Source organism: Alistipes sp. cv1 (assembly GCF_900240235.1).
Lineage (GTDB): Bacteria > Bacteroidota > Bacteroidia > Bacteroidales > Rikenellaceae > Alistipes_A > Alistipes_A hominis.
The window spans coordinates 130,284-147,916 of sequence record NZ_OEPW01000001.1 but is presented as its reverse complement, the minus strand read 5'-3'; the positions used below and the strand labels follow the sequence as shown (position 1 = coordinate 147,916).

16 protein-coding genes, 1 other RNA gene and 1 pseudogene are annotated in these 17,633 nt (G+C 58.3%); 10 read left to right on the top strand and 8 right to left on the bottom strand.

Going from position 1 to position 17,633, the window contains the following annotated elements:
• Window positions 1-13 precede the first annotated feature (13 nt).
• The 6 genes and pseudogenes from C1A08_RS00650 to prfA all read right to left on the bottom strand — a co-directional run bounded on the left by C1A08_RS00650 (window position 14) and on the right by prfA (window position 5,114).
• A pseudogene (locus C1A08_RS00650) lies at window positions 14-296 on the bottom strand (phosphoribosyltransferase).
• 4 nt (window positions 297-300) lie between these two features.
• Complete coding sequence (locus C1A08_RS00645) at window positions 301-810, bottom strand: ECF transporter S component (protein ID WP_101570680.1); 510 nt, start codon at window positions 808-810, stop codon at window positions 301-303.
• 63 nt (window positions 811-873) lie between these two features.
• Window positions 874-1,998, bottom strand: a complete 1,125-nt coding sequence (locus C1A08_RS00640) for a DUF362 domain-containing protein (RefSeq protein WP_055204113.1) — start codon at window positions 1,996-1,998, stop codon at window positions 874-876.
• Between the two features lie 256 nt (window positions 1,999-2,254).
• The gene (locus C1A08_RS00635; RefSeq protein ID WP_101571579.1) at window positions 2,255-2,836 is read right to left on the bottom strand and encodes an HdeD family acid-resistance protein; all 582 of its coding nucleotides are present in this window, start codon (window positions 2,834-2,836) and stop codon (window positions 2,255-2,257) included.
• 341 nt (window positions 2,837-3,177) lie between these two features.
• Window positions 3,178-4,005 carry an orotidine-5'-phosphate decarboxylase gene (gene pyrF, locus C1A08_RS00630; RefSeq protein ID WP_101570678.1) on the bottom strand — a complete coding sequence of 276 codons (828 nt, stop codon included), beginning with the start codon at window positions 4,003-4,005 and terminating at the stop codon, window positions 3,178-3,180.
• A 23-nt stretch (window positions 4,006-4,028) separates the two neighbouring features.
• Window positions 4,029-5,114 (bottom strand): peptide chain release factor 1, encoded by a 1,086-nt coding sequence (gene prfA, locus C1A08_RS00625; RefSeq protein WP_101570676.1) that lies wholly within the window; start codon window positions 5,112-5,114, stop codon window positions 4,029-4,031.
• 172 nt (window positions 5,115-5,286) lie between these two features.
• Here prfA and C1A08_RS00620 point away from each other — a divergent pair, with 172 nt between their 5' ends.
• Genes C1A08_RS00620 through bioC form a run of 6 tightly spaced genes read left to right on the top strand, consistent with a single transcriptional unit; the run spans window position 5,287 to window position 9,542 of the window.
• A complete protein-coding gene (locus C1A08_RS00620; RefSeq protein WP_101570674.1) occupies window positions 5,287-5,691 on the top strand; it encodes a YbaN family protein in 405 nt (134 codons plus the stop codon).
• Window positions 5,648-6,238: a phosphorylase family protein gene (locus C1A08_RS00615; protein ID WP_101570672.1), complete on the top strand. Its 591-nt coding sequence runs from the start codon at window positions 5,648-5,650 to the stop codon at window positions 6,236-6,238. The genes C1A08_RS00620 and C1A08_RS00615 overlap by 44 nt, the downstream gene beginning before the upstream one ends.
• Entirely contained in the window at window positions 6,235-7,035 is an 801-nt protein-coding gene (locus C1A08_RS00610) for a 1,4-dihydroxy-6-naphthoate synthase (protein ID WP_101570670.1), read from the top strand. Before C1A08_RS00615 ends, C1A08_RS00610 begins: the two co-directional genes overlap by 4 nt.
• On the top strand, window positions 7,032-8,153 hold the full coding sequence (locus tag C1A08_RS00605) for an aminotransferase class I/II-fold pyridoxal phosphate-dependent enzyme (RefSeq protein ID WP_101570669.1): 1,122 nt from the start codon (window positions 7,032-7,034) through the stop codon (window positions 8,151-8,153). The genes C1A08_RS00610 and C1A08_RS00605 overlap by 4 nt, the downstream gene beginning before the upstream one ends.
• Window positions 8,135-8,794 carry a pimeloyl-ACP methyl esterase BioG family protein gene (locus C1A08_RS00600; protein WP_101570667.1) on the top strand — a complete coding sequence of 220 codons (660 nt, stop codon included), beginning with the start codon at window positions 8,135-8,137 and terminating at the stop codon, window positions 8,792-8,794. The genes C1A08_RS00605 and C1A08_RS00600 overlap by 19 nt, the downstream gene beginning before the upstream one ends.
• Window positions 8,781-9,542: a malonyl-ACP O-methyltransferase BioC gene (bioC, locus tag C1A08_RS00595; protein WP_055204125.1), complete on the top strand. Its 762-nt coding sequence runs from the start codon at window positions 8,781-8,783 to the stop codon at window positions 9,540-9,542. The genes C1A08_RS00600 and bioC overlap by 14 nt, the downstream gene beginning before the upstream one ends.
• A gap of 3 nt (window positions 9,543-9,545) precedes the next feature.
• On the opposite strand, the gene rnpB is transcribed toward bioC, so the two are convergent.
• Both rnpB and C1A08_RS00585 read right to left on the bottom strand, forming a co-directional pair.
• An RNA gene (gene rnpB / locus C1A08_RS00590) (RNase P RNA component class A) lies at window positions 9,546-9,946 on the bottom strand.
• Between the two features lie 124 nt (window positions 9,947-10,070).
• Window positions 10,071-11,264, bottom strand: coding sequence for an FN3 domain-containing metallophosphoesterase family protein (locus C1A08_RS00585; RefSeq protein WP_101570665.1), 1,194 nt, complete (start codon window positions 11,262-11,264; stop codon window positions 10,071-10,073).
• Window positions 11,265-11,395: 131 nt separating this feature from the next.
• Between C1A08_RS00585 and C1A08_RS00580 the strand changes: the two genes are divergently transcribed.
• The 4 genes from C1A08_RS00580 to C1A08_RS00565 all read left to right on the top strand — a co-directional run bounded on the left by C1A08_RS00580 (window position 11,396) and on the right by C1A08_RS00565 (window position 17,622).
• Window positions 11,396-12,601 carry an S-adenosylmethionine:tRNA ribosyltransferase-isomerase gene (locus tag C1A08_RS00580; protein ID WP_101570663.1) on the top strand — a complete coding sequence of 402 codons (1,206 nt, stop codon included), beginning with the start codon at window positions 11,396-11,398 and terminating at the stop codon, window positions 12,599-12,601.
• 2 nt (window positions 12,602-12,603) lie between these two features.
• Window positions 12,604-14,346, top strand: coding sequence for a YgiQ family radical SAM protein (locus tag C1A08_RS00575; RefSeq protein WP_101570661.1), 1,743 nt, complete (start codon window positions 12,604-12,606; stop codon window positions 14,344-14,346).
• 74 nt (window positions 14,347-14,420) lie between these two features.
• A complete protein-coding gene (gene dnaB, locus C1A08_RS00570; RefSeq protein ID WP_055204133.1) occupies window positions 14,421-16,013 on the top strand; it encodes a replicative DNA helicase in 1,593 nt (530 codons plus the stop codon).
• Between the two features lie 73 nt (window positions 16,014-16,086).
• Window positions 16,087-17,622: a YifB family Mg chelatase-like AAA ATPase gene (locus tag C1A08_RS00565; RefSeq protein ID WP_101570660.1), complete on the top strand. Its 1,536-nt coding sequence runs from the start codon at window positions 16,087-16,089 to the stop codon at window positions 17,620-17,622.
• The last annotated feature ends 11 nt before the right edge of the window (window positions 17,623-17,633 follow it).

Sequence of the window (17,633 nt, the reverse complement as noted above, 5' to 3'; positions counted from 1 at the left end):
ACGGTCAGAGTATTCATGGAAATCGGAAGCAAGCTTCGTTGTATAGCGCGTAGTCCGCATTCCCCTTTACGTCGAAGTCGACCGGGGCCAGCCGTTTTAGGTTTGTCGTATTTCGGCCGCTGGCATTCGTCGCGCAGGTTGATTCGCAGCGGGCGAACCTCTTTGTTCAGCCGCAGGTTCAACGGCGCGGCCGGTATGATCCCGCCGTTGGCGATCGCTACCAGCAGGTCGAAATCTTCCGGGATCGGGATCTCCCGGAAGCGGGTCAGCACTTCTTCGAATGTTTTTCCCTGCATCGTGTCAGCGTTTGGCCAGCCATTTCAGCAGCGCGTACCCGGCTACGATCTGCAACAACATGCCCGGAACGCCGAGACGGAAATCCTGCATGGCGGTAAGGAAGCTGCCCGTGAGGACCCATTCGAACAGCGAGCCGATGATCTGGTAAGCCAGTACGACGGCGACCATCGCCAGCAGCGAAACGCTTTTCAGGTAACGGGCCGCCATAGCGGCGGCTACGGCTAGCGTGACCGACTTGATCAGGATTTCGGGCAGTACGGCGGCAGCGGGCATCCCGAACAGCGCGCTGTTCGCCAGCGGAGAGAGCACGGCCGTCAGCAGGCCGACCCGGATGCCGAATTTATAGGCTGCGATCAGCGTAAAGAAGTAGATCGGCAGCAGGATCAGTCCCCCCTGCGGAATCAGATGGCATAATTGCGGCAGAATCAGATTGCCGGCTACGAACAGCAGCGTGAACCAATAGGTCTTGGCCTGTCGGAAGTTCAGCGAATAGAGTTTTACAGTCGTTTCCATAACATAGTTGTATTTTAAAGTTATTCGATTGCGGTATTGCGGAGTATCTTCGGGGAGGAAACGTTACCTCACCTCGATCAGTTCGTATTGCATGTTTCCGATTCCGATCTTTTCGGCGTGCGTCAGTCCGGCCAGCCAGTCGGTGTCGGGATGCATCAGTCGGAATTTGTCGGTATCTTCGAGGTGTTCGTGCGGACGACTTTCGGTAAGTCGGTTGACCGTCTGCAACGCGGGCGCGTGGATCACCAGGTCGGCGCAGGCTTTGTCCAGGGCTACCGGGTCGAATGAAGCGGCGATTCCGAGGTCGGGGACGACGGCGGCGTCGTTGTGATTCCAGCAGTCGCATTCCGGCGAGACGTTCATGATGAAGCTGACATGGAAGTTCGGCTTGTCTTTCAGCACGGCCTTCGTGTATTCGGCGATTTTGTAGTTCAGGCGTTCCGATGTATCGTTGGCCCCCATCGACGCGCTGTCGTACTGGCATAACGCGATGCATTGTCCGCAGCCGACGCACTTCGAGTAGTCGATCTCGGCTTTCCGTTCCGGGTTCAGGTGTATGGCGTCGTGCGCGCAGTGTTTTACGCAGATGTTGCAGCCTCGGCAGTTTTCCGTTTTGACGACGGGCTGGGCCGCGCAGTGCAGTTCCAGCTTGCCGCCGACGCTGGCGCAACCCATGCCGAGGTTCTTCAGCGTACCGCCGAATCCGGTCTGTTCGTGTCCTTTGAAATGGGTCATCGAGATGACAATGTCTGCGTCGGCGACGGCCGCGCCGATTTTCGGTGCTTTGCAGTATTCGCCGTCGATTTCGATTTCCCGGTAGTCGATGCCTTTCAGTCCGTCGGCAATGATGACCTGACATTGTGCGGAGATCGGGTTGTAGCCGTTCTCCATAGCGCTCTGTAGGTGGTCGACGGCATTCGCGCGTCGTCCCGAATAGAGCGTGTTGGCGTCGGTCAGGAACGGTTTCGCGCCGAGCGAACGCAGCAGTCCGGCCATCCGGGCGGCGTACTGGGGCCGCAGGTAGGCCATGTTGCCCGGTTCCCCGAAATGAATCTTGATCGCGGCGAAACGGTTCTCGAAATCGATGCCGGCGATGCCCGCCCGGCGAACCAGTCGCTCCATTTTGTCCAGCAGATTGCTGGTCGGCGTGGTGCGGAGGTTTGTGAAAAATACTTGAGAAGAAGCCATGTCCTGAATAAATTGGGTTGAAGCCGACTTTGTAGCGAGTCGGCGATTTTTGCCCAAAAGATACGGATTTTTAGAAAAAGATTCTAATTTTCCCATTGAAAAAGCGGATCGAGGACGATTCCGGATTTTGCGGATCTGATCTTTCGCGTACGGACGGGCGGTTGTACCGCAAAAGCGATGTTTTTCGGGAAAGGCGTCGTGCGAAACGAAAAATCCCGGCCGGAGCCGGGATTTGCAGAGAAAAATAACGAATATTCTATTTCATATGTTTGTGTACGTCGCGCAGTTGGAAGGCGAAAATACAGGTCGACATCCCGGCGAAAAGCAGCGAAATGCCTACCCAGATGATCACGGCCGCCGTCCCGAACAGTATCGGCTGGAACAGGATCCACATCGAAAGCAGCAGCAGTAGGACGCCGCTTACGATCGTCCATCCCGAACCGGGAACGTTCATCGCGTTCATGTCGCTACCCAGTCCGATCGCGCTGAAGCTGCGGAACAACAACCAGAAAGCGAGGAAGATCGGCAGCGTCGCTGCGGACAGCGCCGTATTCAAGATCAGGATGACGCCCAAGATCACCTCGATGATGCCACCGGCCAGCATCCATCCGCGTCCGGTCATGTAGTGTTTGTTGCCGGCCGAAAGAATGATCTGGAACAGGCCGGAAAAGAAGATCAGAAAACCGAACATCAGCGACATGCCCAGGTAACTTTGCGCCGGGTACAGGAATACGACCAGGCCGATGATGAATAGCGCGATGCCGGTCAGCAGCAGCAACCACCAGTAACGGATCGCCTGTTTCGAATGTTCGAGCAGCGTTTCAAAAGAATTGTCCATAGTTTGATTTTTTAATGAAATATTACTTAATTTTGAACGATAGAAAATTTTATATACCGGGCGATTCGTTTCGACCCCGTCAAACGGACGGAAGGGTTCGAACGGTGTCGGGTAACGCCGTAACGGAGTGCTCATTTTCAGTGCCAGTTTTGCGAAATCCCGGGTCACGCCGTTTTTTGCGGGATAGAAAAGTCCGAACGAAACAGACCGGAAAGGAATATCCTTTTCATATCTCATGGAATTATGTCGCCGGATCGGGAGAGTGTCGGCGTATGCGGATGAAAATGAAAACGCCCCGAAATCGTATGATATTCCGGGGCGTTATTTTTCGGAATCGTTTTTTACAGGCCGTGCGCGGACAATAATTCGGCCATCTGGACAGCCATTTCGGCCGCTTTTTTCGCGGCCGTGTCGGCAAAGAGTTCCGATCGGTCGGCATAAATGATCCCGCGCGAGGAATTGACCAGCAGGCCGCAACGATCGTTCATCCCGTAACGGGCCACTTCTTCGAGGCTGCCGCCCTGCGCGCCCACTCCCGGGACGAGCAGGAAATGGTTCGGGATCAGTTCCCGGATTCCTTTCAGCATCCGGGCTTGCGTCGCGCCGACGACGTACATCATGTTTTCGGCCGTGCCCCATCCGCTCGATACGTCGATCACTTTTTCATAAAGATAGCCGCCCTCTTCGAGCCGCTGCATTTCGAAATCGGCGGCGCTCGGGTTGGATGTCAGCGCCAGAACGACCGCCCATTTGCCGTCGAAGCGGAGGAACGGGTCGACCGTGTCGCGTCCCATGTACGGAGACAACGTCACCCCGTCGGCCAGATCTTGGCTGAAAAAGGCGCGGGCGTACATCTGCGACGTATTGCCGATATCGCCCCGTTTGGCGTCGGCGATAATCATGATTTCGGGATAGTTATCCCGGATATATCGCACCGTTTTGACGAAACTTTCCCAGCCTTTCGCGCCGTTTTCCTCGTAAAAAGCGAGGTTGGGCTTGTAGCATACGGCGTATGCCGCCGTGGCGTCGACGATCGCCCGGTTGAAGGCGAAAACCGGATCGTCTTCGGACAGCAGGCGCTGCGGGATTTTGTTCGGATCGGTATCCAGGCCTACGCACAGGAAACTGCGTTTCCGCCTGATCTGTTCGAAAAGTTCCGATGAAGTCATGGAGTATTCGTTTTTGAGGTTCGTTACTCTTCGCTCGCGCGCAGCCGTTCGGCATTCTCTGCTACCTGTAACTTGTCGATAATCTCCTGGATGTCGCCGTCCATCACGGCGCTCAGGTTGTAGAGCGTCAGGTTGATCCGGTGGTCGGTCACGCGGCCTTGCGGATAGTTGTAGGTGCGGATCTTGGCGCTGCGGTCGCCGGTCGACACCATCGTCTTACGCTTGCCGGCGATCTCGTCGAGGTATTTTTGGTACTCCAGGTTGTAAATACGGGTACGCAACTCTTCGAACGCCTTGTCGAAGTTCTTCAACTGCGATTTCTGATCCTGGCACTGCACGACGATGCCCGTCGGGATGTGGGTCAGCCGGATCGCCGAATAGGTCGTGTTGACCGACTGGCCGCCGGGCCCCGATGCGCAAAAAATATCCTTGCGGATGTCATTCATATTGATTTCCAGGTCGAACTCTTCGGCTTCGGGCAGTACGGCCACCGACGCGGCCGACGTGTGTACGCGGCCTTGGGTTTCGGTCTGCGGCACGCGCTGTACGCGGTGTACGCCCGATTCGTATTTCAGCACGCCGTAGACGCTGTCGCCGATCACTTTCATCACGATCTCCTTGAATCCGCCCGAAGTGCCCTCGCTCATGCTGTTGATCTCGTATCTCCAACCGCGTTTCTCGATGTATTTGGTATACATGCGAAACAGGTCGCCGGCGAACAGGGCCGCTTCGTCGCCGCCGGTTCCGCCGCGGATTTCGACGATGGCGTTCTTGCTGTCCTGCGGGTCGGCCGGGATCAGCAGCAGCTTGATCTCCTCTTCCAGCCGCTCGAGTTCCGGTTCCAACTCGGCGACCTCCATGCGCGCCATTTCGCGCAGTTCGTCGTCCTTTTCGGTCGTGAGGATCTCTTTGGCTTCGGCGAGGTGGTTCAGCGCCGTCCGGTATTTTTCGCTGGTTTCGACCACCGGCCGCAGTTCTTTATACTCTTTGTTCAGCGCTACGAATTTTTTCATATCGGCGATCACTTCCGGATCGGTCATCTGCTGGCCGATCTCTTCGTATTTGATCTTCAGTCCGTCGAGGCGTGAAAGTATCGAATTTTCTGACATAAAAATGATAATTATCGGATGATGCTCCCTGCGAGGCGTTTCCGGTGCGCAACGCGTTCCTTTTGAGAAACTGGGGATTGCACCTGCCGGATGCGATCCGCCGGCCGCCGGAAGCGTCACAAAGGTAAACATTTTTTTGATTTTTCGTATCTTGCGCCCGTTTCGTACGACTATGAAGAATACGCTGCTCAAAATCGCCGGATACCTGGCCGTCGGGCTCGGTTTCGTCGGGGCTTTCGTTCCGATGCTCCCGACCACGCCTTTTCTGCTGCTGGCCGTTTACTGCTTTTCGAAAAGCGATCCCCGGATGAACCGCTGGATGCTTCAGAACCGGGTTTTCGGCCGCTACCTGCGCGATTACAGGAGCGGTCGGGGAATCCCGCTGTCGGTCAAGATAACCGTGTTGTCGGTGATGTGGAGTTCCATGCTGTTCGTCGGCATCGTACTTAATAGCCGGATTTGGGTCGCCGTTTTGCTTTTTACCGTATCTTTGTTCGTCTCGATCCATATTCTGAGAATCAAAACCGCCTGCCATGAAAAACGAAAAGATCGTCATACTGAGTCCGACGGAGCCTGAAATAGCGCCTTTCCGCTACGGTGCCGCCGACGGGCCCGAAATCCGGATCGCCGGGGTCGGCCCGTATCGCTGCGCTGTGACGACAATGGCGGCGGTCCGCGATTGCGACCCGCAGTTGCTGATCCTTGCCGGGATCGCGGGGGCGTATCCCGGCAGCGGATTGTCCGTCGGGCAGACGGTGCTGGTCGCTTCGGAGTGCGCCGCCGATGCCGGTTCGTTCGTGGCCGGCGATTTCACGCCGAAGTTCAGTGGGCGTTACGACTGCCCGTGGCTGCCGGCAGGGGTTCCGTTCCGTGCGGTCGATAGCAACAGCGTCGGCGTCGCGGGTACTCCGTTCGCCGATCGCGTCGGGGTGCAGATCGAGAATATGGAAGGCGCGGCGTTCTTTTATGCCTGCCTGCAGTGCGGAGTGCCGTTCCTGGAACTGCGCGCCGTTTCCAACCGCGTCGGCGATCCGTTTCCGGAATGGGATGTCCGGGGGGCGGTGACCGCGTTGGCCGACTCGCTGTGCGAATTGTTGCATTTCTTAAATACCGAGCGAACATGAAATTACAGCTTCATATATCGACCTGTCCGAACGATACGTTCATGTTCGATGCGATGGTGCACCGCCGCATCGACACCGAGGGTCTCGAATTCGACCTTTCGCTGGCCGATATCGAACAACTGAACGCCGGAGCGTTGCAAGGCGTTCCGGACATTTCGAAACTGAGTTATGCGGTCGTGCCGCAGTTGCTCGACCGTTACCGGGTGTTGCACAGCGGCAGCGCGCTGGGGCGCGGCAACGGACCGCTGCTGGTCAGCCGCCACCGGATTTACCCGGACGAAGTGAGCGGTATCCGGGTGGCGATCCCCGGCGAGCACACGACGGCCAACCGCCTGTTGGCGACGTTGTATCCGGGCGTGACCGACAAGCGGGTCTATCTTTTCTCGGACGTGGCCGACGCCGTAATGAGCGACGAATGCGACGCCGGGGTGCTGATCCACGAAGGACGTTTTACGTACCGCGAAAAAGGGTTGCGGCTGGTGGCCGATCTCGGCGAGGAGTGGGAGAAAAAGACCGGACTGCCGTTGCCGCTCGGCGCGATCGCCGTATCGCGGCGGCTTGACCGGCAGACGCAGCGGAAGATCGACCGGGTGTTGCGACGCAGCGTCGAATTCGCGTTCGCCGAGCCGTCGGCTTCGGCGGAATTCGTGCGCGGGTATGCGCAGGAACTCAGCGAGGAGGTGACGCGCCGGCATATCGAACTGTTCGTAAACGAATATTCGGTCGATCTGGGGGCCGAAGGAAAGAAGGCGGTGTGCGCGCTGCTGGAAAGAAAAGAAGAGGAGATTTTCGTATGATGCGCGAAACATTGCGGCGGCTGGCGGCCGAAGACAACCTGCGGACGCTGCCCGAAATAGGGATCGACGGGAAATACGTCGTTTACGAAGGTCGTAAATACCTGAATCTGTCGTCGAACGATTACCTGGGCCTTTCGTGCAGCGGCCTGCACCGGGAGTTTATGCGGCGGATGACCGACGGAGGGGATTTTCTGCTTAGTAATCCGTCTTCGCGGCTGATTACCGGCAACAGTCCGGATTACGGACGGCTTGAGATGGCGCTGTCGGAACTGTTCGGCGGGCGTGCCGTACTAGTCGTCGGCTGCGGTTACATGGTCAATTCGGGCGTGCTGCCGGCCGTTACCGGCAAGGGGGATCTGGTACTGGCCGACAAGCTGGTGCATGCCAGCCTGATCGACGGACTCAGGTTGTGCGAAGCCGACTGGAAACGGTTCAACCACAACGATACGGGACATTTGGAGCGGTTATTGGCCGCCCACCGTCGTTCGTACCGGAACGTTTGGATCGTGACCGAATCGATTTTTAGCATGGATGGCGATCGCGCGCCGCTGAAAGAGCTGGCCGCGCTGAAACGGCGTTACGACGCGAAGCTGTATGTCGACGAAGCGCACGGATTCGGGGCCTGCGGGCCGCAGGGATGCGGAGTCGCCGCGGAGATGGGCGTCGGGGACGATTGCGATGTCCGTATTGCGACGCTCGGCAAAGCGCTCGCGTCGCAGGGGGCGTTCGTCGTTACGGACGGGCTGACGCGCGATTTCTTGATTAACCGGCTCCGGACGCTGATCTTCTCGACGGCGCTGCCTCCGATTTCGCTGCGCTGGTCGGAATACCTGGTGCGGCGTTTGCCGGAGATGGAAGACCGCCGCGCCCGGCTGCGGGAATTTTCGCGGTTGATTACCGGGGATGCGTACCGTTCCCACATCGTTCCGCTGCCGGCCGGAGAAAACGGCCGGGCGATTGAAATGAGCCGGCGTTTCCGCGAAGCGGGCTACTGGGTGATGCCGGTTCGTTATCCGACGGTGCCGAAAGGGAAAGCTCGGGTGCGCGTGTCGCTCAGCGCGGCGCTCACGGCCGACGAAATCCGAAAATTTACCGAAATATGCGCAAGTATTGGTTGACGCGGGACGGGAATCCCGGCCTGATCCTTTTCATGCTGGGCTGGGCGGCGGATCATCACGCGGTCGAGCACCTCGCGCCCGAGGGGTACGATATGCTCTGCGTATACGATTACCGTACGCTGGAACCGTTCGCTGCGGAGGAGTTTTCCGCCTACCGGAATGTCACGCTTTTTGCATGGTCGTTCGGGGTGTGGGCCGCCGAACGGACGTGCCGCGACGTTGCGTCGGATTGCGCCGTCGCGCTGGGCGGAACGCCCTATCCGGTGGACGACCGTTTCGGCATTCCGCGCAGGGCGTTCCTGGCGACGCTCCGGGGACTGCGCGGCAGCGGGGCGGAAACGTTCAACCGCCGCGCCTACGGCGCGGATTACGACCGGCTCGCCCCGTTTTTCGACGAGCGGCCGTTCGAAGACAAACTCGACGAACTCGGCGTGCTGTTCGAACGCTCCGCCGAACCGTATATGCCGTCGCTGGATTGGACGGCGGCGGTCGTGGGCGACCGGGACGCGATTTTCCCGCCGGCGAACATGCTTGCCTACTGGAAAGAAAAGGCCGTCGTAAAACCGTTGCCGCACTACCCTTTCGGCGATCCCGGCATCGTGTCCGGCTACTTAAAAAAGATTGAAAATGACAACCGATAAACAGTTACTCAAAAAACGTTTTGCCGCCACGTTCCGGCAGTACGATTCGCTGGCCGTCGTTCAGCAGGAGATCTGCGGCCAGTTGGACGAAATGATCGGGCGGATCTGCCCCGGGCGGATCGGCCGGGCGATGGAGGTCGGCTGCGGAACCGGCTTCCTTACGCGCTACCTGCTGCGGCGCTATCCGGACGCCGAATGGATCGTCAACGACCTGATCGAAGAATCGGAAATCTATTTGCGGCCTTATGCGTCCGGACACTATGTGGAATACCTGTGGGGCGATGCGGAACTGCTGCCGCTGCCCGGAGAGCTGGATATGATCGCGTCGGCGTCGGCCGTGCAGTGGTTCGACAACCTGCCGCTTTTTATCGACCGCGCGGTCGGGAGCCTTTGCTGCGGCGGTTACTTCGCGTTTACGACGTTCGGTACCGACAATTTCCGGGAGATCCGGGCTACGACCGGCGAAGGGTTGCATTACTATACCAGCGAGCAGTTGCAGGAGTTGTTGACCGCTGCCGGATACGGGATCGTCGAAACGCTCGAATACACGCGCCATCTGCCGTTCGACACTCCGGCCGACGTATTGCGGCATATCAAGGCCACCGGCGTGAACTCGATCCGCAAGGCGCGCTGGGGAAAGCAACAGTTGATGGATTTCGAAACGGCTTACCGGGAACATTTCAGTATGCCGGACGGTCGCGTCGCGCTGACCTACCATCCGATCCTCGTCCTGGCGCAGAAAAAGTAAAAAAGCACAGCAGGGCTTGTAAGCCGGGTTCTGTACCTTCGCGAGCGAAGGCCTCTGTCATTTATCTAGGCCGGCGGTCACCCGCACGGCTCGTCAGCAACCTACCCCCCGACATCGGACGAGCAGCCCTACAACTGCCGGTATACATGGTCTTGCAACCCGCGGGACGTACTGACCGGCACGTGTCGCCACGGCCGCGGTGGGCTCTTACCCCGCCTTTTCACCCTTACCGTCCTTGCGGACGGCGGTCGTTTTCTGTTACGCTTGCCATTCCCTCGCGAGAATCTTCCCGTTAGGAAGCGCGGCGCTCTGCGTTGCCCGGACTTTCCTCCCCTCCCGTATGCGAACCAAAATATCGTCGAATGCATTCCGGCCCCGGGAGCAGCGACAGAGCTTCCCTGCTGTGCCCCGCAAAGGTAATCAAATGAAACCGAAATACGGGCCGTCCCGCCGTTAATTTTATCTTCCGGAGAATCGTCGTCCGGAAGTTCCTGCCGGTAGGCCGTGAAAAAAGCCGGCACCTTATTTTCAGGCGCCGGCCTTGTAGAAAGTCGATACGGCGGGGTACTTGCTGATTGTAAATTCTTTGAGCGTGTTGCCTCCGGTGTCCGTCACTTTCGCTTTCAGCGTGCGTCCGTCGATATCGATCCGTGCGACGCTTTCGGTGCTGTTGACGATTACCGGGAAAGTCAGTCGGTCGTACTTGTCCGGCGACATGAATTCGTAAGCGTGGGTGTGCCCGGAAATCATCAGGTCGATCTTCGCTTGGTTGTACAGCGGTAGGAATTTGTCCGTGATGTCCTGTATCCCGTGGCGCTCGGGATTGTCGCTCTCCATGTGCGAAAGCGGCGGGAAATGGTTCATCACGATGCGCCATTTCGCGCTTTTGTACGCTTTCGAGCGTATCAGTTCGCCGAACCAGGCGGCCTGTTCGGTACGGTATCCGTCGAAGTCGGTCAGTCCGGCGTAGACCCAGAAATCGTCCGGCTTGTCCTCGCCGCAGTCGAGCACGATGAACATGATGTCGCCCACGCGGTAGGCTCCGTAATATTTTCCGCTGCTTTTCGGAACGTAGCGGGCGTATTCGCGGGCCATGTTGCCGCGCGTTTCGTGGTTGCCGCGCACCAGTACGAACGGTTTTTCCGAGGCGAACAGCTCGACGCTTTTATCGATGAAGCTCCGGAACGGCGTTTCTTCGTTGTCGTAGTAATTCATCATGTCGCCGACGTAGAAAATCATATCGGCGCTGCCGACGCCGGCCTGGTTCAGCAGGCGGCCCAGTTTATCGGGCTGCTGATGCATGTCGCTCAGCGCGATGAACGAGCAGGCGGTCGCTTTCGGATCCGGAGTCGAGAAGCGGCGCCAGGGCGAGACGATGCTGTCGCCGAACGTCACTTTGTAAGGCTGGAAGTCGGCGATTTGCTTCGAACAGAGCCGGTACTGGTAACGGGTGTCCGGCCGGAGGTTTTCGACGCGAATCACGTTGAACGTGTTGTAGGCGTCGCGCAAGCCGTTCCTGACGGTGTAGTGTCGTTCGGCTTCTCCGCCGTCCGGTTTCACTTCCACCCACGAAAAGCCTTTGTCGCTGGTCGTAAAGACGAATGTGACCGCGTGTTCGGAGAGTTCTTGCAGATATGGGCCGTGGTTGAACGTGTACGACTGCGCCGACGCGGTATATAATACGGCCAGTAGGCCGAGAAAACAAAAGACGATTTTTTTCATCGAGATGTTCGTTTAGTGATTTTTCGAATACCAAAAGTACGAAAAAAAGGGATTCGCCGGTCGGATATGGCTCGAAACCGTTCGTTTTTTATTTCCTTTGCAGGAAAATCCGGTTCGCCGGTCAACTGTGCATGAAACAAAATATCTGTATATCCGATTACGATTATCCGCTGCCCGAGGAGCGGATCGCCAAATTTCCGCTGGAACGCCGCGAGCAGTCGAAACTGTTGCTCTGCCGCGACGGACGGGTTTCGGAAGACCGTTTTTTCGAAGTGGGGAAATACCTGCCCGAAGGCAGCCTGTTGGTGTTCAACAATACGAAAGTAATCCGGGCGCGGCTCGTTTTCTATAAGGAAACCGGAGCCCGGATCGAAATATTCTGCCTCGAACCGCATGATCCGGCCGATTACGAGCGGGCGTTCGCCGCCAAAAGAAGTTCTGAGTGGTCGTGCATCGTCGGTAACCTGAAAAAGTGGAAGGACGGCCCGTTGCATATCGATTTCGAACTGGGCGCATGTTCCTGCCGCCTGAGCGCCGAAAAGGTATCCGCCGGGGAGAAGGAACAAATCGTCCGGTTCCGCTGGGATGCCGACTTGTCGTTCGGGCAACTGCTCGAAACGCTCGGGCGGATTCCGATTCCGCCCTATTTGCGCCGCGAAAGCGAGGAACTGGACAACAGCCGCTACCAGACAGTCTATTCGAAGTTCGAGGGATCGGTCGCCGCGCCGACCGCCGGCCTGCATTTTACGCCCGAACTGATCGAATCGCTGCGTCGGGCCGGGCATCCGACCGACGAGGTGACGTTGCACGTCGGGGCCGGCACTTTCCTGCCGGTCAAAACGGACCGCGTGGTCGACCACCGGATGCATACCGAGCATTTCGAGTTTTCGGTTTCCACGATCCGGAATCTGATTGCGTATGCCGGGCGCGTTACCGCGGTGGGAACGACCAGCGTGCGGACGCTCGAATCGCTGGCGGCGCTCGGCTACCGCATTGTCCGCGACGGGGAGCCGGATCCGGAACGAGTCGTCGGGCAATGGGAAATTTATGACATTCCCGACGGGCTGGACGGCCGGGAATTGCTGGCGGCGTTGGCGGACTATATGGAACGGGAGCGGTTGCAGAAGATCAAAACCTCCACGCGGATCATGATTATGCCCGGATACCGGTTTCGGGTCGTGAACAGCCTGATAACCAACTTTCACCAACCGCAGAGCACGCTGTTGCTGTTGGTGTCGGCCTTTATCGGCGAGGATTGGCGCAGGGCGTACCGCTATGCGTTGGACAACGGGTTCCGGTTTTTAAGTTACGGGGACAGTTCGCTGTTGATTCGGTAAAGATGGGGATTTCGTATAAGATAACGGATTGGCTGCCGACTTCGGTCAAAGAGGTTCGAGCGCGCGGGTGGGACGAACTGGATGTGATCTTGTTCTCCGGGGACGCTTATGTCGATCATCCGTCGTTCGGGGCCGCCGTGATCGGCCGGTTGCTGGAGGCCGAAGGACTGCGCGTGGCGATCGTGCCGCAGCCGAACTGGCGGGACGACCTGCGCGATTTTCGCAAGCTGGGCAAGCCGCGGCTGTTTTTCGGCGTGTCGGCCGGAAGCATGGACTCGATGGTCAACCACTATACGGCCAACAAGCGGCTGCGCAGCGACGACGCCTATACGCCCGGCGGAAAGGCCGGTTTCCGGCCCGATTATGCCGTAACGGTTTATACCCGCATTTTAAAACGGCTTTTCCCGGATACGCCGGTCGTGATCGGCGGGATCGAGGCTTCGCTGCGCCGGGCCGCGCATTACGATTACTGGAGCGACTCTCTGAAACCTTCCGTGCTGGTCGACAGCGGGGCCGATCTGCTGACTTACGGCATGGGCGAACGGGTGGTGCTTGACATCGCGCGGGCGATGCACAACGGTTACAACCTGAACCTGCTGCGCAAATTGCGTCAGGTGGCCTTCCTGGCCGACGATAGGTATGTGGATTCGCTCGGCGACGAGGCGTTGAGGCTGCACGGTTTTGAAAAATGTCTGAAAGATAGGCGGGCGTTCGGCGAGAATTTCGTCCGGATCGAAACCGAATCGAATCGGATGGAAGCCCGGACGCTGGTCGAGCCGGTCGGCGACCGTTTCGTCGTGATCAATCCGCCGTATCCGAAACTGTCCGAACAGGAGCTGGACCACAGTTTCGGCCTGCCCTATACCCGCTTGCCGCATCCGCGCTATAACGGCAAAGGCGATATTCCGGCTTACGAGATGATTAAATTTTCGGTGAACCTGCATCGGGGCTGTTTCGGCGGGTGCAGTTTCTGCACGATTTCGGCGCATCAGGGCAAGTTCGTTTCGAGCCGCAGCGAGGAGTCGGTGCTCGACGAAGTGCGGAAACTGACGCGGATGCCGGGTTTCAAAGGATATATTTCCGACCTGGGCGGGCCGTCGGCCAATATGTACCGGATGGGCGGGCGCAACGAAGCGTTGTGCCGCAAATGCAGCCGTCCGTCGTGCATCTATCCGTCGCTGTGCCGCAACCTGAACAACGACCACCGGCCGTTGATGGAACTGTACCGTAAGGTAGACCGGTTGGCCGGAGTCAAAAAATCGTTTATCGGCAGCGGAATACGCTACGATCTGTTCGGCGACAACAACCGGGATTACCTGCGCGAAGTGGTCGTGAACCACGTATCCGGGCGGCTGAAAGTGGCTCCCGAACATACCGAGGACGGCGTGCTGCGGCTGATGCGCAAACCGTCGTTCGCGCTGTTCCGCGACCTGAACGAACGTTTTCAGAAAATATGCCGGGACGAGGGATTGAATTATCAGTTGATCCCCTATTTCATTTCGAGCCATCCGGGGTGTACCGAACGGGATATGCGCAACCTGGCGGCCGAGACGCGGCGGCTGCATTTCCGGCTCGAACAGGTGCAGGACCTGACCCCCACCCCGATGACGCTGTCGTCGGTGATGTTTTACACGGGCGAAAATCCGTACACGGACGAAAAAGTGTATGTCGCGCGTTCGCAGGACGAAAAGCGAAGGCAGAAAAGTTATTTTTTCGGATGGAAAGACCGGCGCGGCGAACGGTAAGTCCGAAAAATCGCCGCGGTCTTTCCCCGTGTCGATTAAAATCGTATCTTTACATGACCGTTGAGAATTGAATTATGGCAAAACGTTACACCCCGAATCCGAACAATGAAGAGGCTGCGGCCGCGCTGACCGATACGGTCGGGTTGATTCCGCCGCAGTCCGTCGAACTGGAAGAGGCCGTGCTCGGCGCCCTGATGCTCGAAAAGGACGCCGTGATCGAAATACAGGGGATCATCACTCCCGAAGCTTTTTACAAAGAGGCGCACCAGATCATCTACAAGGCGATCATGGAGCTGTCGATGGAACTCAAACCGATCGACCTGTATACCGTTACTGAAAAACTGAAGCAAACCCGCAAACTGTCCGCAGTGGGCGGTGCGGCCTACCTCGCGCAGTTGACCCAGAAGGTGGGATCGGCGGCGCATATCGAATTTCACAGCAAAATCATCGCCCAAAAGTTCGTCCAGCGCGAGCTGATCCGCGCGGCGACCGAGATACAGAAGAAAGCGTACGACGAGTCGATGGACGTAACCGACCTGATCGACTTGGCCGAAGGCGAGATTTTCAAAGTGTCCGAAGGCCACGTGAAGCGCGACGTGCAGAAGTCGCGCGATATCCTGACCAAAACGCTGCTCGCGATCGAGGAGGCTTCGAAACGCGAGGGCGGGTTTAGCGGCGTGCCGACCGGGTTTACGCACCTCGACCGGCTGACGCTCGGCTGGCAGCCTTCCGACCTGATTATCATTGCGGCGCGCCCGTCGATGGGTAAGACGGCTTTCGTGTTGTCGCTGGCGCGCAACGTGGCGGTCGATTTCGAAAAAGGGGTTGCCTTCTTCTCGCTCGAAATGAGCGCCGAGCAGTTGATGATGCGTCTGATCGTCGGCGAGTCGGGACTCGACTCGCGCGACGTGCGCAACGGACAGTTGACGCCCGAGCAGTGGAAGCATCTCGAATCGTCGATCAAGCCGTTGGCCGGTGCGCCGCTGTTTATCGACGATACGCCGGCCCTGTCGATTTACGAGTTTCGTTCGAAGGTGCGCCGGCTGAAGACGCAGTACGATATCCAACTGGTGATTATCGACTACCTGCAGTTGATGACCGCCGCGGTCGATACGCGCGGCGGAAATCGCGAGCAGGAGGTGGCGATGATTTCGCGTTCGCTGAAGGCGATCGCCAAAGAGCTGAACATCCCGATCATCGCGCTTTCGCAGTTGAACCGTTCGGTCGAGTCGCGCGGCGGCAACAAACGGCCGCAACTGTCCGACCTGCGTGAATCGGGCGCCATCGAGCAGGACGCCGACTTGGTGGCCTTTATCCACCGCCCGGAGTATTACGGGCTGATGACCGACGAGGACGGCACTCCCACGCAGGGCATGGCCGAGATCATCGTCGCCAAGCACCGTAACGGCGCGGTTGATACGATTAAGTTGCGTTTCCGCAAAGAACAGGCGAAATTCATGGATTACGACGATATTTCCGGCGACGGGTTCTCGATGGACAGCAGCATGAATTCCGAATTCGGATCGGCTATCGACGGCGGAAATGCCGGCGGCGGAGCAATGAACGATTTCGGCGGGTATGGCGAATTCGGCGTGCCGTCGGGATCGGCGCCGAACAAGCTCGGCGGTTTCGGCACGCCGCCGGACGATGAGAATCCGCCGTTCTAAACGAGAAAAGGATTTGATTTTTGAATAACCGCTTCGGATCTGTCCGGGGCGCGTAGCAACGCAACAGACTGTTATGTTCGTTAAGAGTTACGGAAGCGCCGTTGTCGGCATCGAGGCGATCACGGTCGCCGTCGAGGTGAATATCTCGGCGGGGATCGGACTCTACATGGTCGGCCTGCCGGACAATGCGGTGCGCGAAAGCCAGGAACGTATCCGGGCCGCTTTCGAAAACTGTTCGTACAAGATGAGCGGTCGGAAGGTGATCGTCAACCTCGCTCCGGCCGATATCCGCAAAGAAGGGTCGGCCTACGATCTGCCGATCGCGGTGGCTGTTTTGGCGGCTACCGAACAGGTGGATTCGGCTCCGCTGGCTCGTTATGTGCTGATGGGCGAGTTGTCGCTGGACGGTTCGCTGTTGCCGGTACGGGGCGCGTTGCCGATCGCCATACGGGCGCAGAAAGAGGGATTTAAAGGGGTTATCCTGCCGAAACAGAATGCGGCGGAGGCGGCGGTCGTCGGATCGCTGGAGGTTTACGGAGCCGGTCATCTGCGCGAGGTGGTCGGATTCCTGTGCGGGGAGCATACCCTTTCGCGGACAACGGTCGATCTCGAAGGACGATTCCGGGAAAATGCCGAACGGTTCGACGTCGATTTCGGCGACGTCCGGGGGCTGGCGCATGTGAAACGGGCGCTGGAGATCGCGGCGGCCGGCGGGCACAACGTACTGATGATCGGGCCTCCGGGGTCAGGCAAGACGATGCTGGCGCGGCGTATGCCGTCGATTATGCCGCCGATGACGTTGCAGGAGGCGCTCGAAACCACGAAGATACATTCGGTAGCCGGGAAGCTCGGCGCCGAAACGGGTCTGTTGGTGACGCGGCCTTTCCGGTCGCCGCATCATCTGACTTCTCAGGCCGCTCTGGTCGGCGGCGGAACGTCGCCCCAGCCCGGCGAAATATCGCTGGCCCACAATGGAATCCTGTTCGCCGACGAACTGCCCGAGTTCGGACGCAGCCTGTTGGAGACGCTGCGTCAGCCGATGGAAGATAAAGTAATCACGGTCTCCCGTTCGAAATACACGGTGCAGTATCCGGCCAATTTCATGCTGGTCGCTTCGATGAACCCGTGTCCGTGCGGTTATTATAACCATCCGACCAAAGCGTGCGTCTGTTCGCATGGGGCGGTATCCAAATACCTGAACCGGATTTCGGGGCCTATGCTCGACCGGATCGACCTGCACATTGAGGTGATTCCTGTGGATTTTTCGGAGTTGTCGCAACCGGGGGCTGCGGAGAGCAGCGCCGCAATCCGCAGCCGCGTGGTGGCTGCACGGCAGGTTCAGACCGAACGTTTCGCCGGAACACCGGTATATACCAACGCCATGATGAACAGCCGTCAGTTGCGGGAATTCTGTCCGCTTTCGGCCGAATCGAGCGCTTTGTTACGCAAGGCGATGGAACGTTTCAACCTGTCGGCGCGGGCCTACGACCGGATTCTCAAGGTTTCGCGGACGATCGCCGATCTGGCAGGAGGCGGGCGGATCGAACCGGCGCATATCGCCGAGGCGATCGGTTACCGGACGCTTGACCGCGATACGTGGGGCGCTTAAAAACCGACGGA